This window comes from Microbacterium sp. E-13 (assembly GCF_049912955.1).
Taxonomy (GTDB): Bacteria; Actinomycetota; Actinomycetes; order Actinomycetales; family Microbacteriaceae; genus Microbacterium.
On the sequence record NZ_CP183973.1, the window covers coordinates 1,069,641 to 1,093,971 of the forward strand.

At 68.3% G+C, this 24,331-nt stretch carries 22 protein-coding genes; 12 read left to right on the forward strand and 10 right to left on the reverse strand.

All coding sequences use genetic code 11. From position 1 onward, the window contains the following. Positions 1 to 4: 4 nt before the first annotated feature. From ACN9MP_RS04810 to ACN9MP_RS04825, 4 genes are read right to left on the reverse strand one after another with little or no spacing between them, the layout of a single operon-like run. Positions 5 to 1,024 carry an ABC transporter permease gene (locus tag ACN9MP_RS04810; RefSeq protein WP_426324179.1) on the reverse strand — a complete coding sequence of 340 codons (1,020 nt, stop codon included), beginning with the start codon at positions 1,022 to 1,024 and terminating at the stop codon, positions 5 to 7. After that, the gene (locus ACN9MP_RS04815) at positions 1,021 to 1,773 is read right to left on the reverse strand and encodes an ATP-binding cassette domain-containing protein (protein WP_426324180.1); all 753 of its coding nucleotides are present in this window, start codon (positions 1,771 to 1,773) and stop codon (positions 1,021 to 1,023) included. The genes ACN9MP_RS04810 and ACN9MP_RS04815 overlap by 4 nt, the downstream gene beginning before the upstream one ends. Next, positions 1,770 to 2,906, reverse strand: coding sequence for a sugar ABC transporter substrate-binding protein (locus ACN9MP_RS04820; RefSeq protein ID WP_426324181.1), 1,137 nt, complete (start codon positions 2,904 to 2,906; stop codon positions 1,770 to 1,772). Before ACN9MP_RS04820 ends, ACN9MP_RS04815 begins: the two co-directional genes overlap by 4 nt. Then, entirely contained in the window at positions 2,903 to 3,865 is a 963-nt protein-coding gene (locus tag ACN9MP_RS04825) for an alpha/beta hydrolase (protein ID WP_426324182.1), read from the reverse strand. Before ACN9MP_RS04825 ends, ACN9MP_RS04820 begins: the two co-directional genes overlap by 4 nt. Positions 3,866 to 3,951: 86 nt before the next feature. On the opposite strand from ACN9MP_RS04825, the gene ACN9MP_RS04830 reads away from it, so the two are divergent. Further along, positions 3,952 to 5,049 (forward strand): helix-turn-helix domain-containing protein, encoded by a 1,098-nt coding sequence (locus ACN9MP_RS04830; RefSeq protein WP_426324183.1) that lies wholly within the window; start codon positions 3,952 to 3,954, stop codon positions 5,047 to 5,049. Positions 5,050 to 5,054: 5 nt separating this feature from the next. Here the strand turns inward: ACN9MP_RS04830 and ACN9MP_RS04835 are convergent, their stop codons facing one another. After that, the gene (locus ACN9MP_RS04835) at positions 5,055 to 5,924 is read right to left on the reverse strand and encodes an alpha/beta hydrolase (RefSeq protein WP_426324184.1); all 870 of its coding nucleotides are present in this window, start codon (positions 5,922 to 5,924) and stop codon (positions 5,055 to 5,057) included. Positions 5,925 to 6,220: 296 nt separating this feature from the next. Here ACN9MP_RS04835 and ACN9MP_RS04840 point away from each other — a divergent pair, with 296 nt between their 5' ends. The 5 genes from ACN9MP_RS04840 to ACN9MP_RS04860 all read left to right on the forward strand — a co-directional run bounded on the left by ACN9MP_RS04840 (position 6,221) and on the right by ACN9MP_RS04860 (position 11,110). After that, the gene (locus ACN9MP_RS04840) at positions 6,221 to 6,490 is read left to right on the forward strand and encodes a hypothetical protein (RefSeq protein WP_426324185.1); all 270 of its coding nucleotides are present in this window, start codon (positions 6,221 to 6,223) and stop codon (positions 6,488 to 6,490) included. A gap of 223 nt (positions 6,491 to 6,713) precedes the next feature. Further along, entirely contained in the window at positions 6,714 to 7,499 is a 786-nt protein-coding gene (locus ACN9MP_RS04845) for a DUF4239 domain-containing protein (protein WP_426324186.1), read from the forward strand. 31 nt (positions 7,500 to 7,530) lie between these two features. Continuing rightward, positions 7,531 to 8,310 (forward strand): class I SAM-dependent methyltransferase, encoded by a 780-nt coding sequence (locus tag ACN9MP_RS04850; protein WP_426324187.1) that lies wholly within the window; start codon positions 7,531 to 7,533, stop codon positions 8,308 to 8,310. A 157-nt stretch (positions 8,311 to 8,467) separates the two neighbouring features. Further along, positions 8,468 to 9,706, forward strand: coding sequence for a hypothetical protein (locus ACN9MP_RS04855; RefSeq protein ID WP_426324188.1), 1,239 nt, complete (start codon positions 8,468 to 8,470; stop codon positions 9,704 to 9,706). 162 nt (positions 9,707 to 9,868) lie between these two features. Beyond that, positions 9,869 to 11,110, forward strand: a complete 1,242-nt coding sequence (locus ACN9MP_RS04860; RefSeq protein WP_426324189.1) for a maltokinase N-terminal cap-like domain-containing protein — start codon at positions 9,869 to 9,871, stop codon at positions 11,108 to 11,110. Between the two features lie 36 nt (positions 11,111 to 11,146). Here ACN9MP_RS04860 and treS read toward each other — a convergent pair whose 3' ends face one another. Further along, positions 11,147 to 13,444 (reverse strand): maltose alpha-D-glucosyltransferase, encoded by a 2,298-nt coding sequence (gene treS / locus ACN9MP_RS04865; protein WP_426324190.1) that lies wholly within the window; start codon positions 13,442 to 13,444, stop codon positions 11,147 to 11,149. A 216-nt stretch (positions 13,445 to 13,660) separates the two neighbouring features. On the opposite strand from treS, the gene ACN9MP_RS04870 reads away from it, so the two are divergent. Beyond that, positions 13,661 to 14,095 (forward strand): hypothetical protein, encoded by a 435-nt coding sequence (locus ACN9MP_RS04870; RefSeq protein WP_426324191.1) that lies wholly within the window; start codon positions 13,661 to 13,663, stop codon positions 14,093 to 14,095. A gap of 65 nt (positions 14,096 to 14,160) precedes the next feature. On the opposite strand, the gene ACN9MP_RS04875 is transcribed toward ACN9MP_RS04870, so the two are convergent. Then, positions 14,161 to 14,301 carry a hypothetical protein gene (locus tag ACN9MP_RS04875; protein WP_426324192.1) on the reverse strand — a complete coding sequence of 47 codons (141 nt, stop codon included), beginning with the start codon at positions 14,299 to 14,301 and terminating at the stop codon, positions 14,161 to 14,163. A gap of 98 nt (positions 14,302 to 14,399) precedes the next feature. On the opposite strand from ACN9MP_RS04875, the gene ACN9MP_RS04880 reads away from it, so the two are divergent. Further along, entirely contained in the window at positions 14,400 to 15,512 is a 1,113-nt protein-coding gene (locus ACN9MP_RS04880; RefSeq protein ID WP_426324193.1) for a winged helix DNA-binding domain-containing protein, read from the forward strand. A 3-nt stretch (positions 15,513 to 15,515) separates the two neighbouring features. Here the strand turns inward: ACN9MP_RS04880 and ACN9MP_RS04885 are convergent, their stop codons facing one another. Then, the gene (locus tag ACN9MP_RS04885; RefSeq protein ID WP_426324194.1) at positions 15,516 to 16,952 is read right to left on the reverse strand and encodes a helix-turn-helix domain-containing protein; all 1,437 of its coding nucleotides are present in this window, start codon (positions 16,950 to 16,952) and stop codon (positions 15,516 to 15,518) included. A gap of 139 nt (positions 16,953 to 17,091) precedes the next feature. Between ACN9MP_RS04885 and ACN9MP_RS04890 the strand changes: the two genes are divergently transcribed. Next, the gene (locus ACN9MP_RS04890) at positions 17,092 to 18,972 is read left to right on the forward strand and encodes a phosphoenolpyruvate carboxykinase (GTP) (protein ID WP_426324195.1); all 1,881 of its coding nucleotides are present in this window, start codon (positions 17,092 to 17,094) and stop codon (positions 18,970 to 18,972) included. 220 nt (positions 18,973 to 19,192) lie between these two features. On the opposite strand, the gene ACN9MP_RS04895 is transcribed toward ACN9MP_RS04890, so the two are convergent. Further along, positions 19,193 to 21,241, reverse strand: coding sequence for an ABC transporter ATP-binding protein (locus ACN9MP_RS04895; protein WP_426324196.1), 2,049 nt, complete (start codon positions 21,239 to 21,241; stop codon positions 19,193 to 19,195). Between the two features lie 24 nt (positions 21,242 to 21,265). Continuing rightward, on the reverse strand, positions 21,266 to 21,481 hold the full coding sequence (locus tag ACN9MP_RS04900; RefSeq protein WP_426324197.1) for an AsnC family protein: 216 nt from the start codon (positions 21,479 to 21,481) through the stop codon (positions 21,266 to 21,268). A 150-nt stretch (positions 21,482 to 21,631) separates the two neighbouring features. Between ACN9MP_RS04900 and ACN9MP_RS04905 the strand changes: the two genes are divergently transcribed. From ACN9MP_RS04905 to ACN9MP_RS04915, 3 genes are read left to right on the forward strand one after another with little or no spacing between them, the layout of a single operon-like run. Then, positions 21,632 to 22,573 carry an ABC transporter ATP-binding protein gene (locus ACN9MP_RS04905; RefSeq protein WP_426324198.1) on the forward strand — a complete coding sequence of 314 codons (942 nt, stop codon included), beginning with the start codon at positions 21,632 to 21,634 and terminating at the stop codon, positions 22,571 to 22,573. Further along, positions 22,570 to 23,466, forward strand: a complete 897-nt coding sequence (locus ACN9MP_RS04910) for an ABC transporter permease (protein WP_426324199.1) — start codon at positions 22,570 to 22,572, stop codon at positions 23,464 to 23,466. Before ACN9MP_RS04905 ends, ACN9MP_RS04910 begins: the two co-directional genes overlap by 4 nt. After that, positions 23,463 to 24,290: an ABC transporter permease gene (locus ACN9MP_RS04915; protein ID WP_426324200.1), complete on the forward strand. Its 828-nt coding sequence runs from the start codon at positions 23,463 to 23,465 to the stop codon at positions 24,288 to 24,290. The genes ACN9MP_RS04910 and ACN9MP_RS04915 overlap by 4 nt, the downstream gene beginning before the upstream one ends. Positions 24,291 to 24,331 lie beyond the last annotated feature (41 nt).

The window sequence follows — 24,331 nt, forward strand, 5'->3', positions numbered from 1 at the left end:
TCCCTCACCGCGACCGGAACCGGCTGAGCAGCGACCGCTTGCGACGGTAGGCATCGAGAGCGACTGCGATCACCAGGATCGCGCCGATGATCATGTTGGAGAACTGGGCGGGGACGCTTGCGATCGCCAGACCGTTGTTGATGGTCGCGAAGAGCAGCGCCCCGAGTGCGGTTCCCGCAATCGTCCCCACCCCGCCGAAGAGGCTGGTCCCACCGATGAGAACCGCACTGATCGCCGTGAGCGTGAGGGATGCCCCTCCGGCAGAGACCTGGCCGCTGCCGGTGCGTGCTGCGTACAGTATGCCCGCGAGGGCCGCGATGCCCCCCGCCACGGCGTAGAGCCATGCGTTGGTGCGGTTCTTGGAGATGCCGTTGGCCACCGCCGCGTTGAGGTTCCCGCCGACCGCTTTGACGTTGTAACCGAATCTCGTCCGCTGCAGGACGATGTGGAACACGATCCCGATGACGATGGCGTACCAGATCAGCACGGGCACACCGAGGAGTGTTCCTTTGCCGAAAGCGTTGAAGCCAGCAGGCAGCGGTTGGATGTCGCGGCCCCCGGTGAAGATGACGACCGCTCCGGCGACGAAGTAGAACATTCCCAGCGTCGTGATGATAGGCGGCACGTCGAGCCGATCGATGATGACGGAGTTGACGAATCCGACGAGGCAGCCGAGGGCGATTCCGGCGAGGATGGCGACCGGCCAGGGGACCCCGATCGTCATCAGCCATGCGGCGCTGATTCCCCCCAGAGTGAAGGTGGATCCGACAGAGAAGTCAAAGCCTCCCGCGACGACGACAAGGGTCAGGCCGCATGCGGCCACGAAATAGACGACCGTCGAACGCAGAAGATCTATGAGATTTGCGGGGGTTGCGAAGACGGGATTGATGATCGTGATGATCGTCCCGAAGACGAGGATCACCGCAATCAGGGTGACCTCTTGCCGCTTGACGATCTCACGAACGCGGTCATTGCCGGTGACGGTTCGGGTACCGTCTCCGATCGTGTCGAGGGTGGTGGTCATTCTTGCTTGGCTCCGGTGATGAGCGCGATGATCTCATCGCGGGTTGTTTCGCTCACGCGACGGGGACGAGTTGACCGTCCCTGGCGCATGACTTGGATGGTGTCGGCGTGTTTGAACACGAACTCCATGTCGTGGGAGATCAAGACGACTGCCTTGCCCTCAGCGCGCAGGTTCTCGATGATCTCTCCGACGTGGGCAGTCTCCTGGACGCCCAGGGCGGCCGTCGGCTCATCGAGAAGAACGACCTGTGCGTGCTTGAGGCGGACTGCGCGGCTGATCGCGATGATCTGCCTCTGTCCCCCCGAGAGTGAGCCGACCGGAGTCAGGACTGAGGCAACGCGAACATTCAGTCGCTTCAGCAGGTCAGTGGCGTCGCGCTCCATCTTCTTGCGATCGACGAGGAGCCCGCGCCTGGGGAAGTCGCCCAGATGGAGGTTCGTCGCCACGTCGAGGACTTCTACCAGTGCGAGATCCTGCTGGACCGTCGAGATGCCGGCCTTGCGGGCGTCCGCCGGCGAGGAGAAGTGCACCGTTTCGCCCGCGACGGTGATCCGGCCTTCCGTAGGCGCGTGAATGCCGGAGAGCATCTTCAGAAGTGTCGACTTGCCGGCGCCGTTGTCACCGACGATGCCGAGGATCTCACCCGGGAAGACCTCGACATCGGCCGCTCGCAGAGCCGCGACCGAGCCGAAGTGCTTGCTCACTCCTTCCACGGCCAAGACCGGCACGCGACCCTGCGAGACGCTCACTGGTACGTTCCGTCCGCAGTCAGCTCATCGACGGTCTCCGCCGTGGCGAACTTGATGCCCGTGGCGACATCGGTGGGGGCGTGTGCCGGATCTTCGTGGAACGCGACCAGCGCATCAATCGACTGGGTGCCGATCCCGCACATGTCCTGAAGGAGGAAGGAGTAGACGTAGCCCGCCTTCATCCCTTCAACAGAGCCACCGTAGATGCTGTTGCTCGTGATGTTGACTCTTCCTTTGAGCCCCTTCGACTCCAGCAGCGCGACGAGCGGCTGCGTCGCAGCGCCCTCATTGGTGACGATGTGATTGATGTCCGGGTGCGCGGTGAGCATGGCAGCGACGAGATCTGCAGACTTGGTCGGATCGGCACCGTCGTATCTCGTGTCGGCGATCGTGATCCCGAGCTCGGGGTGCTCTTCCGCGTACGCGGTGAAGCTGTCGATGAACGTCTGGTCAGGGCCCGTTGACGACGAGGTCAGAAAGCCCACCACTTGCGGAGCGTCCAATTCCCCCACTGTCTGCGCTGCCAGCTCCCCGAAGTCCACGAATGACGTGCCGACGTTGACGTCGTGGTTCTTCGTCTGGCCGCCTTCCGTCGTGACGACGTAGATGCCGGCATTCTTGGCCTCTTCGAACACCGGATCGAACTGGTCGACGGTGAGCGGGAAGGTGACGATGGCGTCGATGTCGTTCGCGATCGCCTGTTGGATTCGATCGATCATGTATTGACCGTCTCCAGAACTCCCGGTCGGTCCGCTTTCGGAGTATGTGAGGCCCTGCGCTTCGGCCTCCTTCTTCATGCAGTCTCCGATCACCCGCCACGCCGGGAAGTCGGGGAGCGGGTTGACGAACGTGACGGTCTCGAGGTCGCGATCGTCGTTGCCGGAGGCGGACTCCTCGAGACCGGTCGTGCACGCAGTCAGGGCACTTGCTGCTGCAAGGGCGACGACGGCGGCCGAGACTCCGCGGTATGTGATGGAACGCAACTCATCCTCCTTGGTGAGTGAACCGATCGACTGCTGTGTCGAGCGATCGGTGCGGCGGAACCGCAGATACGACGGTAGGTCTAACGTCGGCGCGTGGGCTGCCGCCGGCTGGCGGTCTTCCCGACACGCTCCCCGCCAATCGGCGGTCATGTTCGGAAGGCTCGGCGTAGCGCGAGGATCTGATCGCTCAGGGCGCGCTGTCCGACGCTTGTCATGCGGTAGCTGTCGAAGCCGTGGATGGTGCCCGGATACTGGATCAGGCCGACCTGAACGCCGGCGTTCATGAGTGCCCGCGCATAGTCGTAGCCCTCATCGCGCAGTGGGTCATATTCGGCGATCCAGATCGAGGCAGGAGGGGCGCCCGAGGCGTCCGCGACCAGGGCCGGCGAGGCCCGGTAGTCGATGGTGGTCGTACCCGAAAGGTAGGTCTGCCACATGAGGGCGTTGTTGTCCCGGGTCCATCCGGGCGTCGATGTGAAGATGTTCATCGATGCCGACGAGCCGCGATGGTCCAGCGCCGGATTGATCAGGAGCTGGTGCACCAAGGATGGGACCGCAGCAGATCGGGACTCGAGCGCGAGGGCGGCGGCCAGCGCTCCGCCGGCGCTGTTGCCGCCGACCGCGATGCGGCGTGCGTCTATGCGAAGGTTGCGTGCCTGCGTCTGGATCCACGCCAGAGCGTCAACGGCGTCGTGGAAGGCGGCCGGGTACGCGTGCTCAGGGGCAAGGCGATAATCAACCGCGACGACGAGGCACTGGGCGTCGCGAGCGTAGAAGCCACAACGGTCGTCTTCCGTGCTGAGACTGCCCAGCATGAACGCTCCACCGTGCAGATAGAGGATGACCGGAAGGTGCTCCGCTCGGTGCGGACGGTAGAGGCGCAGGGCCAGTTCACCCCCGTCACGGCGAGGTATTCGCAGGTCCTCCGTGAACACCCCCGGAACCGGCTGACGGCCCTGGTCGGCGAGTTGCTCCTCGAGTCGCCGGGCGTCTTCAACGTTTCTGAGGTCGAAGTCTGGGATCAGAACGGAGATTGCCGCCAACTCGGGATCGAGCCGAAACGTGCCTGCAGATGAACTCACATGCCGATCCTTATCGAGTTCTCTCACGGACCACCCCGCCATTTGGCGCAAATCGGGCAGATTTCTCGCCATTTGGCTATTCGGCGTGCGGTCCAGCGCCGTAGCCTTGACCTGTGCAGGGGCTCATGCTGAAGCTGCTCAACGTCGACGCGGCCGGCGAACGGGCGTTGCGGGTGGTCGCGTATTTCGACCAGCTCGCCGCGAACAACCCCGACCTCGATTCCGTCGTGCGGGCCACAGCCCTGATCGCCGACTGCATTGCAGGGGTAGAGCTCCGGGATAGAGGCTTGGTCGTCCGGTTCAGCCCAGAAGGTGTAGAACCGGCGGGAACCTCGGCTCAGTCAGAGCGAGCAGCCCTCCTCGTCGAGGGAGAGGACCGAGGGTCGGCCTGGCTGGAGCGGTCCGGCGACGAGCGGGAGCTGGACGAATTCATCGTCGAGAGATTCGCGCTCACCGTGGTGGCCGTTCTCGCGCGCGAGCGCCGCGTGAGTGAAGTCGATCTCCCCGCAGGGTTCTCGGACCCCGCCTTGGCGCAACTGCTGGTCAACGATCGGGTCGCTGAGGCCGAACGGTCGCGAGCGGCGCGACTGCTCGGTCTTCCCGGGTCGGGGATGATCCAACTCGTCGCTCTGGAAACGGGGCCGGATGACCGTCTGGGTGATCTGTCTGCGCAACTCCACGAGAGGTGGAACCGCGCGTTCTATGTCGCGGAGTTGTCACGCCATCTGGCGCTCTTGATCGTTGTCGGGAGCGAACCGCTCACGTGGGATGTGCGCCTTTCGGGACGTGCGGCGAGCGGTCCAGTCGTCGACATACTTGACGCTCCTCGATCATGGTCGATCGCGCGGGAGACCTTGCGTTTTGCAGGAGCCGGGGCCGTGTGGCCGCGAACTCTCAGTTCCGACGACGTCGGTGTCCTCCGGCTTCTCGGTCAGATCGACCGAGCCGCCGCCCTCGCTCATCCCGATGTCGAGCGGGTCGCTCTGCTCGCCGCAGCCCCCAACGGCGATGAGGCGGTGACGATCCTCGACCACTACCTCCATTCCGAATCACTCCGCTCGGCAGCGCGGGCGGCCAACTTCCACCACAGCAGTGTGCAGAGCCGGATCACTCGGATCGGCACCAAGCTGGGCATAGATCTGAAGAGCGCCGCGGGACGCGAACGCGCAGCTCTCGCGCTACTCCTGTGGCGCTTGTGCCAGAACCCTTGACTCACTCACGCTTCGAGCAGGCGACCGAGCCAAGCGGTTCGCGTCCCGATCATCGCGCGGGCGAGGGCGGACTGGGGCGCCGCACCGTCGAAGGCGTGGAACCCCCCGGGCCAGACGTGCAGTTCTGCGACACCGCCGTCGGCCCAGATCTGTGAGGCGTACGCAACGTTCTCGTCGCGGAAGACATCCACCGAACCGACCTCGATGAGCGCCGGAGGGAGAGCTCCGAGGAAGGGTGCCCGTGCCGGGGCGACGTACATCGACACGCCCGAGGATCCACTCTCGGCTCCCAGAACTGCGTTCCATCCGGTCTGATTGCTCGTGCGGTCGAACAGTCCCTCACCGTTGACCTGGTGTGACGACACGGTTTCATTGCGATCGTCGAGCATCGGGTACATCAGCACTTGACCGAACAAGGCCGGCCCTCTTCTGTCTCGTGCGAGCAATGCCACACCAGCCGCAAGCCCGCCTCCCGCGCTCGCGCCGCTGACGATCAATCGGCTGGGATCGATTCCCAGATCAGGCGCCCGATCCGCCACCCACGTCAGGGCCGCGTATGCGTCCTCTACCTGCGTAGGAGCCCGATGTTCAGGCGCGAGTCGGTACTCGACCGAGATGCCGACTGCCTGGAAGCGTTCGACCCAGTCGATCAGGACATCCACCCCGGTGAAGCGATCGCCCATGAACATCCCGCCACCGTGCAAGTGGACGATCCCAGGACGAAGATCGCCGTGGCCCAGAGGCGAGAAGATCGAGACGATGACGTCGGCTCCCTGATGGCCGGGCACCGAGACCTCGCGGTGGCTGACGGCATGACCCTGGAGCGTTTCCTCGATCGGAGGCGAAGCCGTTGAGATGCGCAGCGCGTCGATCATGTCGGGTGTGATCGTCGGCGGAAGCACGCCACCGAGCAGATCGAGCACGGGGGCGAGTTCCTTGTCGAATGGCGGACGAGTGTGGACCCGACTTCCTGGCATGGGTATCTCCTGCTCGGGTGCGGCTACGTGGGCCGGTCTAGACAATGGTCGGCGTCAATGCGCCGCAAGGCGCCCGCCGAACGGCGCGGGTACCTCGAGGATGCTGGCCGTTCGGCGGAGTTTCTTCGTCGTAGGCACGAGCAGCACCCCCGCGTCGCGCGGGGCGCCGTGCGTGGACAGGGGATGATGGGGGCATGTCCTCCTCTGTCGAACGCCGCTCCAATCCGACTGCCTGGGCCGCCTTCTGGTTCGGTCTGGCCGGTCTCGTCCTCATGCCCATCCCGTTGTTCATCGGGCTGATCCTGGGCGGCGGCCTCTCCATCGTCGCGGCCGTCCTCGCGGTGATCGCGCTCTTCAAGGGGCTCGCGCGCGACGGCAAGGGCATCGCTCCCGTCGTGTTCGCGGGGATCTTCATAGCGCTCACGTGGGCGGGCATCTCGGCCGGCGGCGGCACCATCTGGTAGCGGGCCGAACGCCGGTTGCCGCCGTTCCTCCCCTGACGCCGGTCAGCACCACCTGCTGGTCGTCCACGCCGGTGAGAGTCGGACGCGCCCGGCCGCGAGGCCTCAGGCTCCACTCGTCGGCGGCTTGTCGAGACGAAACGACACCGAACGTCCTAGGCTGAGCCTCGCGATCGCACCGATTGCAGCAGCAGTGTCCACTCAAGAGGGGACCGCCGTGATCTGAATGGGCAATCTACCGCTGGCGCTCTCATTGCCCCTGTTCGTGGGCGGATTCGTCCTGGTGTCGTGCCTGATCGTCGTGGCGCTGCGGCCGGTGGTCCGCAGACTGGTAGACGACCCCGAGCAGTGGGACCGCGTGCTCGGACACGTGATCGGCACCTTCGGCGTCTTCTTCGGCATCCTGCTCGCACTTGTCGCGGTGTCGGTGTACGAGAACTACTCCAACGCGAGGCAGGCGCCCCTGAAGGAAGCGGGTCAGATCACCGCGCTGTACCGCGGCACGACCGGGCTTCCGGCGCAGGTCGGCGGGCCGATGCGGGACACCCTCCAGGAGTATCTGCGGGTCGTGATCGAGGAGGACTGGGCCGACCAGCGGCGGGGGGAGCTGCCTGACGCGAGTGTCGACATCGTCGACACGCTCGAAGACCACATCCACGACTACGAGCCCGAGGGATTGCAGCAGCTCGCGGAGTTCTCCCAGCTCCTCGGCACCTTCGACGACTTCGTCGAGACGCGGCGCGAGCGCATCGACGCGACCACCCTCGCGCTGCCCACGCTGTTCTGGGTGGCGATCTGGGTCGGCGCCGCAGTGAACGCGGTGCTCATCGGCCTCATCATCGTGAAGAGCCGACGGCTGCACCTCGTCATGGCGGGGATGCTCGCCCTGTTCATCGGCCTGGTGATGTTCACCACGGCGGATATGGACCGGCCCTATCAGGGATCGATCTCCGTCGGTCCGGGAGCGTTCGAGCGGGTGATGGAGCAGCTCGAAGACATGCCGCAGTCGTGATCAGTCCCGCACGCAACGGGAGGGGAGAGGTGTGAGCGAGCTTCCTGAGCATGTCGCCGTCAACCGCGAGTACTGGGACGGCGTTGCTCCGCAATGGGTCGAGGCCGGTGAGCGCTCCTGGAATGAGGAAGTGCCCTCGTGGGGAGGGTGGGGAATCCCGGAGAGCGACCTCCACCTGCTTCCCGATGACATGACGGGGCTCGAGGCGATCGAGCTGGGCTGTGGAACGGCTTATGTGTCGGGGTGGATGGCTCGAAGGGGAGCACGGGTCACGGCGATCGACAACTCCATCGAGCAGCTCCGGACGGCGCAACGGCTCTCGCACGAGCACGGCGTCGACCTCGAACTGATCCATGGCAACGCTGAGGCGGTTCCCAAGCCCGACCAGTCGTTCGACTTCGCGATCAGTGAGTACGGAGCGGCCATCTGGGCGGATCCGTACCGCTGGATACCCGAGGCGCACCGTCTTCTCCGGCCCGGAGGGAATCTCGTGTTCCTCGGGACCCACGCGCTCGTGACCGTGTGCTCCCCGATCGACGGGTCGTATCCGATCTCGCGCCGCCTGGAGCGGCCGTACTTCGGCATCCACCGCATGGACTGGCGCGAGGCTGCTGACGACCCGGGCGGCATCGAGTTCACGTTGACCCACTCGGCATGGATCAGGCTGTTCCGCACGACAGGGTTCGACATCGTCGATCTCGTCGAGATCCAGGCCCCGGCCGACGCGACCGGGTCACGAGCCGGCATCAGCGCCGACTGGGCGCGCGAATTCCCCACCGAGCACGTCTGGACGCTGCGCAGAACGCTGTGAGGGAGCAGCGATCCGTACCGACCGGAACGTGTCCCCCAAAAGGCCTACAGAAGCAGGCAAGCGCTTACTAATACCGTGCTGTTGTCGACCCGTCCCTGGTCCCCACAGGTACACCGCCTCGGCGTGCCGCAGGGTACGGGCCCACTTTGGAGGTCTCTTGTTCACGCGCCCCCAGCGCCGGACCATCGCGTCCGTCGCCACCGCAGCCGTCGTCGCCGCCGCCGTGCTCGGTGCCAGTCCGGCGTTCGCCGCCAAGCCTTCGGGCAAAGGCAAGCCCACGCCGTCTCCCACGGTGACTGCCGCTCCGACCCCGACCATCGCCGGGACGCTCTTCGCGACCAATAGCGAGGCGAACGCGCTGTCGGATCAGTGGCACCGATCGTTGATCGACCTTGCGATCTCGGGCGACGAGCTGTACTCGTCGTGGGGCGACTACGACGACAACGTCGGACCCATCGCGCTGAACTCCCACAACCTCGTCACCGGTGCGCAGACCCACCACCTGACCGTGAACGGTGAGGAGCTGAACGCCCTCCGGGTGGTCGACGGAGCGATCTACGCGGCCGACATCGATCCCAAGGTGGGGTGGCAATCCAACGCGGGCTTCGCCACGAATGCCGGCGGCGTATGGAAGTACGTCGCGGCAGCGCCCTTCATCCACGTGTTCGACGTGGCGGTGGCCGGAAGCGAGATCTTCCTCGCGGGCAGCATCGTCAACCCCGACACGGCCACCTATGGCAGCGCCCCGTATCTCGCCGCCATCAAGAAGTCCTCGGACGGCGGCAAGACGTGGACGATCGAGAAGACGCGTTCGTCGCTGCGTGGCAGCAACGACTACGACCGGTACTACTGGCTCGCTTCCGTCAATGGGAAGGTCTACGCAGCCGCGACGGTCGTCGACGCGAACGGGTACCAGAACCGGATCATCGATGTCTACGCGTCGGGCAGTTGGTCGACGGTCACGCTCACGTCCTCCAGTCCGGCCACCGTCGTCGAAGCGCACCACCTGGTGACGTTCGGCACGAAGATCATCGGCAAGTCGATCAACAACTCGGTCTTCGTGTACGACACCGCGGCCAAGAAGGCCGACCTGCGGGGAGCCACGCTCGGCACACGCGGCGGCGTCCTGGTCGACCTGTACGCGGACGGGTCGACGATCTACGGTCTGGTCCGTGCGAACGAGGTCACCGCCGACGACACGCTCTATTCCTCCAAGGACGGACTGACGTGGACGCCGGTGATGAACATCGACATCCCCGTCGCGAACTGGTCGTACACCTGGCACAACGGTCAGATCACGACCGAGATGCGCGGCACGGCCACGAGCGTCGCGGTGAAGGACGGCCGGTTCTACTTCGGCACCAACCTGGGCACGATCTACAAGGCCAGTCTCTGACCTTGCCCACCGCGGAACCCCGGGCGCTCGCCGCCCGGGGTTCCGTCATGCACGGGGCGCGTCGAGCGGCGACCGACCGCGCTCATCGGTCGCAGGCAATACGCCCCTCAGGTGCGCCCGTCCACCCCTTTCTTCGGGGGCGCGCACCCGTCAAGGTGAAGTGTGGGATTCACGGAAGAGCTCGGCGCCTGGGTGGCGCGACAGCGGTGGTATGCAGGCAAGGGCCACGAGCACCGATTCAGGATCCTCGACGCCCGACCGGTCCCGGGGGCCACGCGCTATCTGATCATGGATGACGCGGGCGCGCTGCCCGCGCTGTACCACGTGCCCCTCGCACTCGCGGCAGAGCCGGTCGACCCGAACACCCTGGTCGGTCATTCCGAGGCCGGCCCTCTCATCGATGCGACGCGGCATCCGGAGTTCGCCGTGGGACTGCTCGCCGAGATGGGTGTCGATGTCACCCGGGTGACGGGGTCGCGGGTGCTCACGGCGGAGCAGTCGAACACGTCCATCGTGTTCGACGAGGACGGGCGGCCGACCATCATCCTCAAGCTGTTCCGCACCCTTCATCACGGCGAGAATCCCGACGTCACCGTGCAGCGGGTGCTGAGCGACGCCGGTTCGCCGTATGTGCCGCGGTTCTTGGGCAGTCTCGATGGCGAGTGGCCGGACGTCGGCCGGGCGTCCGGTGTCGCGCACGGGACGCTCGGTTTCGCGCAGGAGTTCCTCCCCGGAGTGCGAGACGGGTGGGCGGTCGCGCTCGAGGCCGCGGGGGAGGGCCGCGACTTCACCGCGGCCGCGCGCGATCTGGGAACGGCCGTCGCCGGAGTGCACGGCGCCCTTGGCGCGGCGCTGGGTACGACGGATGCCGGAGCCGACCAGGTGGCGTCCACCGGAACGGCCTGGCGGCGCCGTCTCACGATCGCCGCCGCCGAGGTGCCCGCCGTCGCCGAGCGGCTCGCCGCGATCGAAGCGGTCTACCGTGCCGCGCTCGAGCGCCCGTGGCCGCGACTTCAGCGCATCCACGGCGACCTGCATCTCGGTCAGGTCCTCGCGATACCCCAGGGCGGGTGGCGCATCGTCGACTTCGAAGGCGAGCCCCTCCGCCCGATGGAGGAGCGCGCGATCCCCGACCTCCCTCCGCGGGATGTCGCCGGGATGCTGCGATCCTTCGACTATGCGAGCGCCGTCGCCGGCGGGCCCGATGCGAAGGGCTGGGCGGCCGTGTGTCAGGTCGCGTTCCTCGACGCGTACGCGGGCGCCCCGGGATCCGTCGAGCTGGATCCCGTGCTGTTGAAGGCGCTGGTTCTCGACAAGGCGGTCTACGAGGCGACCTACGAGGCGCGCAACCGCCCGGATTGGCTGCCCGTGCCGCTCGCAGGGATCGACGCCGCGCTCACCTGACCTCGCGGCGGCCCTGCCTCCCCGGGCTCGCCCGGCTCACACTTCGGCGTCGGCCGCAGGCTCGAGCAGGAGGAACAGTGCGCCGTAGGCCGGCAGCGAGACCGAGAAGCTCCGCAGATCGTCCACCCGCCCGACCTCGTCGCCCGACGCCGCGTCGACCACCGAACTCCCCGGCACGAGCTGTTCCGAGCGCACCGTGCCGTCGGTCGGCTCGGCCGAGAAGTTCAGCACGGTCACCTGCATCGGCGCCTCGGCACGGGCGTCGCCGTCGTCGAGGCGGTGTACGAGCACCAGCATCCCGGCGTGCGCGACTTCCGGGATGTCGACCTGCGATGCCGTGGCGATCCCGTGTTCCCGCCGCAAGGCGAGGATCTCGGCGAGGCGCGATGCGAACGATGCCGGATCGGCCAGCTGCGCCGGGAGGGCGCCGTAGAGCGCGCGCCCGCGCGGCATGCCCGCCGCGGAGCGGGTCGCGGTCTGGTCGACGTCGAGCAGGTCGTGAGCTCCGCGCTCGATCCACCGGGTGTCGCCCGCGGCGATGAGGTCGGCGACCTCTCCAGCCGGGACGGTGAGCATGCCGGTCAGATCCCAGCCGGAGAGCGCGAAGACCCCGGGCTGCCATGCGTTGTAGGCGCAGAGCAGCAGGTGCGCATCGCGGATGGCCGGGATGTCCTCCTCCGTGATGTCGTCCAGCCGGGCGACTCCCCGCGTCGCCGCGATGAGCGAGGTCGTCGTGCAGGCGATGCCGTTCTGCGTGAAGACGCGGTTGTAGTCGGCGGTGCCCGTGAGGCTCTCGGTGAGGTCGGCGCGCACCTCCTCGGCGAGCTGCCCGCCCGAGATCTCACGCCCGCGGAAGGCGAACGTGTCGTCGCCGTGCCGGGTGGCCCAGTGCACGAGCTCGTACGTCAGCTCGTCGTGGTTCTGCAGCCCGTGGACGAGCTGCACCGGCTGCACGCCGAGCTGCAGCGAGGTCGTGAGCGCGAGGCGGAGGAACTCGGTCTGCCCGGTCGCGAGGGCGTGATGGTAGCCGGGGCGACCGATGAAGTCGTAGGAGAGGTCCGCTCCGACGGCTCCCGTGTCGCGGATGTCCTCGATCGTGAGGTTGAGCTCCTGGAAGGTGAAGCCGCCGACCTTGCGCACCATTCCGGCGATGATGTGGTTCGCCGCATGGGAGAGCGGATGCCCCTCCGACCACGCCGGAAGGCCCTCGGCGCTCTTCTCCACGCCGAGGAACCCGTTCGCGTCCAGGCGCAGCGCGCTGGTGCCCAGCTCGCCGAGCGAGTGCAGGGCGTCGCCGATGACGAGGCGCATGCCCGCGAAGGTCGGATCGAGCCAGTTGATCGAAGGCTGCCCCTGCTTGAAGTAGTGGAGGTAGACCCAGCGGCGCGTGACGCCGTCGGGGCCGATCACGGGCGCGGTCGCGCTCCAGTTCGTCTCCTTCACCCCGGGGGTGTAGAAGATGACGCGCTGGAGGGCTCCGATGATGTACCCGTGCTGGGCGAGCTCGTGCTCGGTCCCGGGGTCGAGGTTCACGCTGTCGACGCCCTCGGGCACCTCGGGAAGCAGCGACCAGTCCTCCGGCGGGATCTCGATCATGTGGTACAGCCCCGGGTAGTCCTTGAACCCCATCTCGGCGAGGCGGAAATCTGCACCCTTCCCGGTGTGCCCGGGCACGATGTCGTCGATGATGCTGCCGCCGTAGCCGTCGGCGACGTCGCACAGGGCGCGGAACTCGTCCTCGGTGCCGAAGGCGGGATCGATCTGCGTGCTGATCCGGTCGAAGTGCCCGTCCACGCTGGGGGTGTCGAGCCATCCGGCGATGCCGCCCGCCCGTTTCACGGGGCCGGTGTGGACGGCGGTGATCCCGATCTGCTCGAACGCCGACCACAGCTCCTCGTCGCCGAGAGCCGCCAGGAACGACTGGCCCGGTCGCGTGATGAGCGAGATCGGATAGGCGGTGAACCACACGTCGCTCGTCGCGATGGCCCGCCGGGCATCAGGGCGCGCGTAGGCATGGCGCCACATCGAGGGCTGCCCCGACAGCTGGCGCGCCAGCACGTCGCCGTCCCGGAGCATCGACTGCCGCACGAGCCACTCGACATAGGAGGGGTTCGTGCCGTTCGCGGTGCGCGGATCCGTCCTGATGCGACGCACGCTGCTGCCGCGGAGATGGTCGCGCGGGCGCAGCCGCCGCGGCCGCGCCGGGTAGCGCTGCTCGTCGTAGCTGATCTCCGGCGTCTCGGAGTCGGGCTCCTGGCCCTCGGCCGTCTCCCGCCCGGCCAGGTCGATGGGGCCGGTGTACAGGTCCTCGAGCCGAGGTTCGTCGCGCGCCATGCGTCTACGCTAGAGAACCGCGCTCCCCGGCACGAGGGTCTGGCGTGCTCCTTCGCGAAGGTTTATAGAGCGGATGCCTCCCCGGCCGGGTCGTGCGGATCAGGCCCGCACGTAAGCCCCGAGCGAGCGGCGCAGCGGCTGCGCGACGGCGACGACCGCTCTCGTTTTCCTCCACGGGCGGCAGTACGATGCACGCAAAAGCCGACCGGAAGGACGATGATGTTCTCGAGAGCGCTCAGAAATACAGGTGCCGGTCTCGCACTCGCCGCAGCCCTGGCCCTGGGGACAGGGGCTGCCGCCTACGCGCACGAGTGTTTCAACCCCAGCCGCTCCGATCAGGGCGACGCTCAGGCGGGAGCCAATTCGCAGGCGTGGTTCACGCTCGTCGTGGCGGATGCGGTCCAGGGTGACGCCGACGCCGGCTTCATCACGCAGGAGCAGGCCGACTGCATCAAGGCGGCATACGCGGCGACGGGGGCTCCCTCGTCGTTCACGGTCAAAGTGAAGGGAGCCGTGGGTCAGGGAGGTGTCATCGCCGCGCACAACCCGAACCTCGAGCTCGCCGCCAACGGCAAGGGCATCGATCACGCGTTCGAAGCGTACGGCGCACAGATCTTCGGCAGCTACGCCGCCTGCGGCGTCGAGTTCTGATCGACGTGCGGTCACCCGCCCGCACAACTCGCTGCGGGCGGTGACCGCTGTGTGCGCGGCGGATGCTACGCCGGCTCGGTCGTGCGGATCAGGCCGCACGTCAGGCACGACCAGGCGACGAGGAATCGCTCGTCGTCGAGGATCTCGAACCGCAGCGGGTCTCCGCAGGTCGGGCAGAGTCGCGGATTGTCCGCATGAACCCTCATGGCCCCAGCCTAGGGACCGTCGTCGGTGATCGGCCGCACGCCGGCGACCCGTGAGCGACCGGCGGGTCGGCGTCGGGGGCCCGCCCCATGATGGTCGCATGGACGCTTCTCCTCGCAAGAGCGCGCGGCTGACAGCGGCGGCTGCCGTGCGCCACGAGCGGCTCCGGTCCCACCGGCTGAGCGCCCCGGCGGCGACCGTCGCCGAAGCGGCGCGGCACATGCTCGCGACGCAGAGCCAGGAGTTCTGGGGCGGCCGGTGGGCGCTCGCCGCGCGCACGCGCGGTCGCACGACGGTGCGCGACGTCGACGCCGCCTATGGTCGCGGAGAGATCGTGCGCACGTGGACCATGCGCGGGACGATCCACACGATTCCGTCCGCCGACGTGGCGTGGGTGCTCTCGCTCACCGCCGAGCGGCAGCGTCGGCAGGCGGCCGCCGTGCACCGCGCGGAGGGGATCGACGCCGACGAGGCCGACCGCGCCGAGATCCTCGCGCGGGCAGCGCTCGGCGGCGGCAACCGCCTGACCCGCAAGGAGATGTTCGAGGTCTGGGAGCAGGGCGGGGTGTCGACCTCCCGCCAGCGCGGCTACCACCTGCTGGTGGCCCTGTCGTTGCGGACCGTGCTGTGCCAGGGCCCGGTGGTGCCGCGGGAAGGCGGACCGACCCGCGAGCAGTACTGGGTGCTCGCCGACGAGTGGATCACGGATGCCGCGACCCCGGCCGATCCGCTCGCCGAGTTCTTCATCCGCTACATCGCTTCGCACGGGCTCGCCGGGGCACGGGACTTCGCCTGGTGGACCGGACTGCCTCTCGGGGTCTCGCGCAACGCGGCGGAGCAGGCATCCGACCGTCTCGTCATGGTCGCCGACGAGCCCGAGCCCCAGTACGTCGTGGCCGGCGCCGCACCGCGACGCAGCCCGGCCGCGCCCGACGTCGTGGCGCTGCCGCCCTTCGAGGAGTACTACCTGTCGTACGTCGACCGCACGGTGCCCTGTGCGCCGGAGTTCCTCAGCGCGATCGGCCCGAGCATGAACGGCATCGTCCGGCCCATCCTCGTGGCCCGCGGAGAGGCGGTCGGGGTGTGGACGCACTCGGTCGCCGTGGGCCGCCACGCCGACGCCCCGGTGCCCGAGCTGTTCACGCCGGGCGCGGCGACAGCCGAGGAGGTCGCGGCCGCGCTCGACCGCTACCGCGACTTCATCACGGCCTGACCCTCAGGCGTGGCGGTCGAGGAAGTCGTACACCTCGTTGTCGTCGACGCCGGGGAATGCTCCGCGGGGCAGCGGCGAGAACATCTGCATGTGCACCCGTGCGCTCGGCCACGCCTTGCCCGCCCAGCGCTGGGAGACGTCCGACGCGACGCGGCGGCAGCAGGACTCGTCGGGACAGGTCGAGGTCGCGCGCTTCTGCGTCTCGCGCCCGCGGAACCAGCGCGCGTCGTCGAAGGGCACGCCGACCGTGATGGAGAATTCGCCTTCCGCCGTCGTGCCGGTCTGCGTCGAGCACCAATACGTGCCGGCGGGCGTGTCGGTGTACTGGTAGTGCTCGGTCGTGCGGTTCTGCTCCGAGAACGCCGCTCGCGCCGAGAACTTGCGGCATGCGATCTGTCCGTCCACCGCGCCGGTGACGTCCATCGGCAGCGGCAGGTCGTCGTTCTCGTACACGCGCGAGATCGCACCCGACCCGTCGACCCGCAGGAAGTGCAGCTTGATGCCGAGGTGGTGGGTCGCGAGGTTCGTCAGCCGCATGCCTGCTGCCTCGTGCGTCACGCCGAAGGCGTCGCGAAAGTCCTCGACGGCGAGATTGCGGTCCTTCTTCGCCTGTTGCAGGAACTGCGCCGACGCGGTCTCGGGCATGAGGCAGCAGGCCGCGTAGTAATTGATCTCGAGCCGCTGCTGAAGGAAGTCGGCGTAGTCCGTCGGCCGCTCGTGGCCGAGCAGGCGGTGCGCCATTGCCTGCAGCGCCATCGACCGCAGACCGTGACCGCCGGGGATGGATGCGGGGGGCAGATAGATGCGGCCGTGCTCGAGGTCGGTGACCGATCGGGTGGAATGGGGCAGGTCGTTGACGTAGAGCAGCTCGAAGCCGAGCTTCTCGGCCATGATGCTGACGGTTCGGTGCGTCAGCGCCCCCGACACGTGCCCGGCCGCCTTCAGCTGCTTCTCGGCGAGCTTCTCGATGTCGGGCAGGTAGTTGTCGAGCTCGCGCATCTTCAGCCGCAGCTCGGTGTTCGCGCGCCGTGCCTCCTCGGGCGTCGCGATCGCCTCGCGCTCGCGGCGCTGCAGTTCGCGGTGCAGGCCGAGGATCGACTCGATCGTGTCGTCGCTCATTCCCTTCGACACCTTGACGGGCGAGATGCCCAGCTGGCGGAAGACGGAGCTCGACTGCGCCCGCTCGAGCTCGATCTCGAGCGCCGCACGGCGGTTCGGCGGCTCGGCCGACAGGAGGTCGCCGACATCGACGCCGGTCGTCGAGGCGATGGCCTGCAGCAGTGACAGCTTGGGCTCCCGCTTGCCGTTCTCGATGAGGCTGAGCTGGCTTCCTGCCACTCCGACGAGGGCTCCCAGTTCGTCCAGCGTGTAGCCGTGCGACAGGCGCTGATGACGGATGCGGTGGCCCAGGGTCGACAGTTCGAGCGGGGTAGGGGGCATTCCTTGATGCTAGCGAAAGAATTGCAACTCTTGACGCCATGTTTCACGCGAAGACGCAGGCTTCACGCTCGAAAGTAGAGGAAGAGCACGAATCTGCATCGAGACACCTCAGCCGGTCGAATCTACGAGGAGCGACACCATGGCCCTTGCCGACATCTTCACCCGAACCGAAGGCTCCACCGCCGCACGCACTGCCGCAGCCCGGGCGTTCGGCGTGCTGCCGGCCGTTCAGGGCGAGGGCATGGTCGCGCTGCGCGAGTGGGTCGACGAGATCGCGGCGCTCACGCAGCCCGCGCGGATCCATTGGGTCGACGGCTCGCGGGCGGAGAACGAGGCGCTGCTGCGCGAGCAGGTCGAAGAGGGCAAGCTCATCAAGCTCAACCCCGAGTGGCGTCCCGGCTCGTACCTGGCCCGTTCGCACCCGAGCGACGTGGCGCGCACCGAGGGGCGCACGTTCATCGCCTCCGAGAACGAGGAGGACGCCGGCCCCACGAACAACTGGGTCGCCCCCGCCGAGATCCGCGCCACCATCCGGCCGCTGTTCGAGGGCTCGATGAAGGGGCGCACGATGTACGTCGTGCCGTTCTCGATGGGCCCGGTCGGCGGACCTCTGTCGCACATCGGCGTGCAGGTCACCGACAGCGCGTACGCGGTGACCTCGATCGGCATCATGACGCGTGTGGGCACCGAGGTGCTCCGTGAGATCGCCGGGGGTGCGCCCTGGGTGAAGACGGTGCACTCGGTCGGCGCTCCGCTGCAGCCGGGTCAGCAGGATGTCGCGTGGCCGTGCAACGACGAGAAGTACATCGTCCATTTCCCCGACACGCTCGAGGTGTGGTCGTTCGGTTCCGGGTACGGCGGCAACGCGATCCTCGCGAAGAAGTGCTTCGCGCTGCGGATCGCCTCGGTGATCGGCCGTGACGAGGGGTGGCTCGCCGAGCACATGCTCCTCATCCGCGTCATCGACCCGGCCGGCCGCGCCTACCACCTCGCCGCCGCGTTCCCGTCGGCCTGCGGAAAGACGAACCTCGCGATGCTGCGGCCGACGATCCCGGGCTGGCGCGTCGAGACGCTCGGCGACGACATCGCCTGGCTGCGCCCCGGTGAGGACGGACGCCTGTGGGCGATCAACCCCGAGGCCGGCTTCTTCGGCGTCGCGCCCGGCACCGGCGAGTCCACCAACGTCACCGCGGTGGAGACGCTGTGGGGCAACACGATCTTCACGAACGTCGCCCTCCGCCCGGACGGCGACGTGTGGTGGGAGGGCCTCACCGACACCCCGCCGGCGGAGCTCACCGACTGGGAGGGCAACCCCTGGACGCCGGCATCCGGTCGTCCCGCCGCCCACCCGAACTCGCGCTTCACGGTCGCCGCGTCCCAGTGCCCGCAGATCGCCGAGGACTGGGACGCCCCGCAGGGCGCGCCCCTGGACGCGATCCTGTTCGGCGGCCGCCGTGCCACCAACGTGCCGCTGGTCGTGGAGGCCACCGACTGGACCCACGGCGTGTTCATGGGCTCCAACGTCTCGTCGGAGCGCACCGCGGCCGCCGAGGGCACCGTCGGCGAGCTGCGCCGCGACCCGTTCGCGATGCTGCCGTTCTGCGGCTACAACATGGCCGACTACTTCGGCCACTGGCTGAACGTCGGCCAGCAGCTCCGCTTCGACCGCGCCCCCCGGGTGTTCCAGGTGAACTGGTTCCGCAAGGGCGCCGACGGCCGGTTCCTGTGGCCCGGTTTCGGCGACAACTCGCGCGTCATCGACTGGATCATCCGCCGCATCGAGGGCGAGGTGGGCGCCGTCGAGAGCCCCATCGGCCGCCTTCCCAAGCCGGCCGACCTCGACCTCGACGGCATCGAGGTGTCACAGGCCGACCTCGACGAGCTGTTCGCCGTCGACCCGCAGCTGTGGCTGCAGGAGGCCGACCTCACCGAGGAGTTCTACCGCACCTTCGAGGGTCGCGTGCCTGCCCCGCTGTGGGCCGAGCTCGCCGCCCTGCGCTACCGCCTCCAGCGCGCCTGACCCCTCGGGCCCGGCCGCTGAGCCGGACTCACCGAGGCCCCCGACTTCGGGGGAAACGGATGCCCCGGCCCGCGTCTTCGCAGCGGGCCGGGGCATCCGGCATCCGGGCCTGCGGGCCCGCGGGGCTTCCAGATCAGGAGATCTGACGCACGCAGGCGGATTCGGCAGCGGACGTCCTGCACTAGCCAGATCTCCTGATCTCGTCGACGGCGCGGTCCGGTCAGACGAGCAGCTGATGCCTGGCGAGGTCGCGGTAGAGCGGCGTCGTCTGCACGAGCTCGGAGTGCGTGCCCTGGCCGACGACGCGGCCGCGGTCCATCACCACGATGTGGTCGCTGTCGACGACGGTCGACAGACGGTGCGCGATCACGACGAGCGTGCGTCCCGCGGCGACGGCGTCGATGGCCTCGCGCATCCGCTGCTCGTTGAGCCCGTCGAGCGACGAGGTCGACTCGTCGAGGAGCAGGATCGGGGGAGCGGCCAGCAGCGCGCGGGCGATCGCCAGGCGCTGGCGTTCGCCGCCCGACAGCATGACGCCGGATTCGCCGACGGGCGCTTCGAGGCCGAGGGGGTTGCGGTCGAGCACCTCGCCGAGGTTGACCGCGCGCAGCACGGCCTCGCACTCGGAGTCGGATGCCGTGGGCGAGGCCAGGCGCAGGTTGTCGCCGATCGTGCCGGCCAGGGTGGGGGCGTCCTGCTCGACATAGCCCAGCTGTGCGCGCAGGTCGTCGCGGTCGAGGGTGCGCACGTCGGTGCCGTCGAGGAGGATCGCGCCCTCCGTCGGGTCGTAGAAGCGCTCGATCAGCGCGAGCGTCGTGCTCTTGCCTGCCCCCGACGGGCCCACCAGCGCGACGCGCGCCCCGCGCGCGACCGAGAACGACACCCCCCGCAGCACCTCGGCGCCGGGGGAGACCGATGCCGCGGCATCCGTCCGTCCGTCGGCTCCGGGCGCCGACCCGTCGCCGAAGGCGATCGTCGAGGTGTCGACGTGGGCGTTCTCGAGCACGGCGAGGGCCTCGGACTCGGCCTTCCGGCGAGCCTCGACGACGTTCTCGGGGTACCGGAACCGCACGTCGCGGAACTCGATCGCCGGCGCCTCGACCGGTGCGGCATCGACCCCCTGCTCACCTGTCACGATGTGCTGCTCGGACCGACCGATCGCGACAGGTGAGCGTGAAGGGGCGGCGGCGCGGGCGGCGATCGCGGCGTCGTCCTGGTCTTCCGTCGGCAGGTCGAGCACCTCCTGGATGCGGCCCAGCGCGCCCAGCGCCTGACTCACGGAGGTGATCGCGCCGAAGAACGAGCCGAGCGGCGCGATGAGCATGAAGAGGAACATGATGAAGGTCACGAGGCTCGCGATCGAGAGGGCGCCGGTCGCGACCCGGAAGCCGCCCAGACCGATGACGACCAGCAGCGACACCTGCAGCGCGACGCCCGCGATCGGGACCACGAGCGCCGACACCTTCGCGATCCGCACGCCGACGTCGTAGGCATCCGTCGCCTGCGCCGTCACGGCCTCGATCTCGCGCGCCGTCGCACCCGACGCGCGGACCGTTCGGATCGACCCGACCGCCCGCTCGACGCCCGAGGCGAGCGCGCCGACCTTCTCCTGCTGCTCGGTCGAGGCGGAGCGGATGCGGCCGCTCAACGCTGTGACCCCGGCCACCGAGATGCCGATCACGAGCACGATGATGCCGAGCAGGAGCGGGTCGATGATCGCCATCGCGATGAGCGCGCCGGCGAACAGCAGCGCGTTGCCGACCGAGTCGGCGAGGCCCTGGGTGAGCGCGGCGTAGAGGAGCGTCGTGTCGCTCCCGACGCGCGACACGATGTCGCCGGTGCGGCGGGCGTCGAACTCGCTGACCGGCAGGTGCAGGATGCGCGCGATCAGCCGCCGCCGGCTCGAGTACACCACCGCGGTGCCGGTGCGCTGGAGGAGGTAGTGCTGCCAGCCCGAGATGAGCGACGCGAGGATGACGAAGGCGACGAGAGCCCAGATGAGCAGGCCGAGATCGAGCCCCGCCTGCACGCGCGTGATGACCTGTCCGACCAGGAGCGGCTGGATGAGCGACGCCCCCGCGCTCAGGATGCTGAGGACGATGACGACCGCGAGCGTGCGCTTGTGCTCGAAGAGGTACGGAAGCAGCTGGGCGAAGGTCGCACGCGGACCCTCGTCGGGCTTGCCGCGCCGGGAGCGGCCGCGACGAGGCCGGGCAGGGGAGGGTGCCGTCGCGGGGGCGGGGGCTTCGTCGAGATCGGCGGAGGGCATGGGTGTACCTCGTTCGTGAAGGGCTTACCTTCGACCGTACTTCTTGTGGACGGCCTGTCTGGTCACGCCGAGGGCGCTGGCGATCGCCTGCCAGGAGAAGCCCAGGTTGCGCGCTCTGCGCACCTGGATCTCCTCGGCGCGGGCGAGTTCGCGCCGCACCTCGGCGAGGCGATGGAGCTCCGCGATCGGCTCGCGCTCGCCGGCCGCCCCCATCAGGGTGGTCAGTTCGTCGCCGCTCATCGCGCACCTCTCGTCTGTGGACGGATGCCGCGGCCGCGGCATCCGTCGTCAACCATAGTTGACAGTGGCGAGAGGTGTCAACGCGGGTTGACGCACAGGGCCGGCCGGGAGGTTCCGGGCGGTGTCGGACGACGGCGCTAGGGTGGTCCGGTGCCCGCCCCCGTGATCACCGCTGAAAACCTCGTCAAGGCCTACAGGGTCAAGGGCAAGCCCGACTTCCTCGCCGTCGACGGCCTGTCGTTCGAGGTTGCGCCGGGAGAGTCCTTCGGCCTTCTCGGGCCGAACGGTGCGGGCAAGTCCACGACGATGAAGATGATCGGTGCGGTGTCGACGCGCACGTCGGGCGACCTCGAGATCCTCGGCCTCGACCCCGACCGCTACGGTCCCGAGATCCGGTCGCGCCTGGGTGTCGTGCCCCAGCAGGACAACCTCGACGGCGAGCTCAACGCGCGCGAGAACCTCTACATCTACGGACGCTACTTCGGGCTGCCGGCCAAGGTCTGCCATCAGAAGGCCGATGAGCTGCTGACCTTCGCCCAGCTCGAAGACAAGGCGAAGAGCAAGGTCGAGCAGCTGTCGGGCGGCATGAAGCGCCGCCTGACGATCGCGCGCGGCCTCATCAACGACCCGCGCATCCTGCTGCTCGACGAGCCGACGACCGGCCTCGACCCGCAGGCCCGCCACGTGCTGTGGGACCGTCTCTTCCGTCTCAAGGAGCGCGGCACGACACTGGTGCTGACCACTCACTACATGGACGAGGCCGAGCAGCTGTGCGATCGGCTCATCGTCGTCGACAAGGGCCGCATCATGGCCGAGGGCACTCCCGCGACGCTCATCCGAGAGCATTCCAGCCGCGAGGTGCTCGAGGTGCGCTTCGGCTCCGACCGCAACGAGCAGGTCGCTCCGCAGCTCGAGGGCATCGGCGACCGCGTCGAGGTGCTGCCCGATCGCATCCTGGTGTACGCCGACGACGGCGAGGCGGCGCTCGAGACGGTCACCCAGCGCGGCCTGACGCCGATGACCTCCCTCGTGCGGCGCTCGAGCCTCGAAGACGTCTTCCTGCGGCTCACGGGAAGGTCGCTGATCGAATGACGCCTTCCCCCGAAGAGCCCCGGCCGAACGCCCGGCCGGCGCCAGCAGCGCTCACCCAGCCGACTCTCGACCAGCTGCGCGCCGAGGCGATGCAGTGGGGCCGCAGGCCGCGCGCGCTCGGCACCTGGTACGTCGCCGAGCACATGGTGCGCGCGATGCGCGCGTACGGCTGGACGATCGTCGTCGGTGCGCTCGGGCAGCCGATCCTCTATCTGCTCGGTCTGGCGGTGGGACTCGCCGCGCTCATCGACGCGCCGATCACGCAGAACGGCGTCGAGGTGTCGTACCTGGTCTTCGTCGCGCCGGCGCTGCTGATGACGGCGGCGATCTCGGTGGCATCGGAGGAGTTCTCCTACCCCGTCATGGCCGGTTTCAAGTGGCGCCGGTACTTCTTCGGCTTCAGCGCGACCGGACTGTCGCCGGGGCAGATCGCCGGCGGGGTGGTCGCGGGGGCGTCGGCGCGCATGGTCGTCGTCGTCGTCGCGTACTACGCGTTCCTGTGGCTGTTCCAGGCGGTGCCCGACCCGCAGACGGGATGGCTCACGATCCCGATCGGCCTCCTCGGCGGCCTCGCCTTCGGCATCCCCTACATGGCGTACACGGCCTCGATCACCGACGACAAGGGACAGGTCGCGCTCGTGCAGCGCTTCATCTTCATGCCGATGTTCCTGTTCTCGGGCACCTTCTATCCGCTCGACACGCTTCCGCTGTGGCTGCAGTGGATCGGGTGGGTGTCGCCGCTGTGGCACGCGACCGAGCTCGGCCGCGTCGCAACCTACGGGCTGCCGATCGATCCGTTCGCGATCGTCGTGCACCTCGGTTACCTGCTCGTGCTGTCGGCGGGTGGCTACCTGCTCGCCCGGCGCATGTTCCAGAGGAGGCTCGGCGAATGACGCTCGCGACCGCGACCGATGGCTCGGGCGTTCGCATCGGCGGCGTGCGGGCACTCTGGGCGGGCAACCCGCAGTCCGTCGTCCAGCGCGGCCTCATCGCGGCTCGCTCCTCGAGCTGGGCCGTCGTGCTGTCGGGGTTCTTCGAGCCGGTGTTCTACCTCGCGTCGATGGGCATCGGCCTGGGCGCCCTCATCGGCGACGTGCAGACGTCGAGCGGGGTCGAGGTGCCGTACGCGGCCTTCATCGCCCCCGCGCTTCTCGCGGTGTCGGCGATGAACGGCGCGATCTACGACTCGACGTGGAACGTCTTCTTCAAGCTCAACTACGGCAAGCTCTATGAGGGCATGCTCGCGACGTCGCTCGGACCCCTCGACGTGGCACTGGGCGAGATCCTCTATGCACTGCTGCGCGGCCTGCTGTACGCGACCGGCTTCATGATCATCATGCAGATCCTCGGGCTCAACCTCGCGTGGACCACCGTTCTCGCCCTGCCCGCGGTGCTGCTGATCGCCTTCGGGTTCGCGAGCCTCGGCATGGCTGTCACCAGCTACATGAAGACCTTCCAGCAGATGGACTGGATCAACTTCGTGCTGCTGCCGATGTTCCTCTTCTCGGCGACGCTGTACCCGATTACCATCTATCCCGAGTGGATCCAGCACATCATCATGGCCTTCCCGCTCTGGCACGGGGTCGAACTCGTGCGCGGGCTCACGACGGGCATCCTCACCCCTGCGATGTGGTGGCACATCCTCTACTACGTCGTCATGATCGCGATCGGACTCGTCTTCACCACGAAGCGCCTGCGCGCGCTGTTCCTCGACTGACCCCGAGACGACGGATGATCTCGATACACGACGGACCCCCT

Coding starts and splice junctions, on each gene's coding strand:
- ACN9MP_RS04810 (WP_426324179.1), bottom strand. CDS start 1,024: ATGACCACCACCCTCGACACGATCGGAGACGGTACCCGAACCGTCACC.
- ACN9MP_RS04820 (WP_426324181.1), bottom strand. CDS start 2,906: ATGACCGCCGATTGGCGGGGAGCGTGTCGGGAAGACCGCCAGCCGGCG.
- ACN9MP_RS04835 (WP_426324184.1), bottom strand. CDS start 5,924: ATGATCGACGCGCTGCGCATCTCAACGGCTTCGCCTCCGATCGAGGAA.
- ACN9MP_RS04840 (WP_426324185.1), top strand. CDS start 6,221: ATGTCCTCCTCTGTCGAACGCCGCTCCAATCCGACTGCCTGGGCCGCC.
- ACN9MP_RS04845 (WP_426324186.1), top strand. CDS start 6,714: ATGGGCAATCTACCGCTGGCGCTCTCATTGCCCCTGTTCGTGGGCGGA.
- treS (WP_426324190.1), bottom strand. CDS start 13,444: ATGGCGCGCGACGAACCTCGGCTCGAGGACCTGTACACCGGCCCCATC.
- ACN9MP_RS04870 (WP_426324191.1), top strand. CDS start 13,661: ATGATGTTCTCGAGAGCGCTCAGAAATACAGGTGCCGGTCTCGCACTC.
- ACN9MP_RS04875 (WP_426324192.1), bottom strand. CDS start 14,301: ATGAGGGTTCATGCGGACAATCCGCGACTCTGCCCGACCTGCGGAGAC.
- ACN9MP_RS04880 (WP_426324193.1), top strand. CDS start 14,400: ATGGACGCTTCTCCTCGCAAGAGCGCGCGGCTGACAGCGGCGGCTGCC.
- ACN9MP_RS04885 (WP_426324194.1), bottom strand. CDS start 16,952: ATGCCCCCTACCCCGCTCGAACTGTCGACCCTGGGCCACCGCATCCGT.
- ACN9MP_RS04890 (WP_426324195.1), top strand. CDS start 17,092: ATGGCCCTTGCCGACATCTTCACCCGAACCGAAGGCTCCACCGCCGCA.
- ACN9MP_RS04895 (WP_426324196.1), bottom strand. CDS start 21,241: ATGCCCTCCGCCGATCTCGACGAAGCCCCCGCCCCCGCGACGGCACCC.
- ACN9MP_RS04900 (WP_426324197.1), bottom strand. CDS start 21,481: ATGAGCGGCGACGAACTGACCACCCTGATGGGGGCGGCCGGCGAGCGC.
- ACN9MP_RS04910 (WP_426324199.1), top strand. CDS start 22,570: ATGACGCCTTCCCCCGAAGAGCCCCGGCCGAACGCCCGGCCGGCGCCA.
- ACN9MP_RS04915 (WP_426324200.1), top strand. CDS start 23,463: ATGACGCTCGCGACCGCGACCGATGGCTCGGGCGTTCGCATCGGCGGC.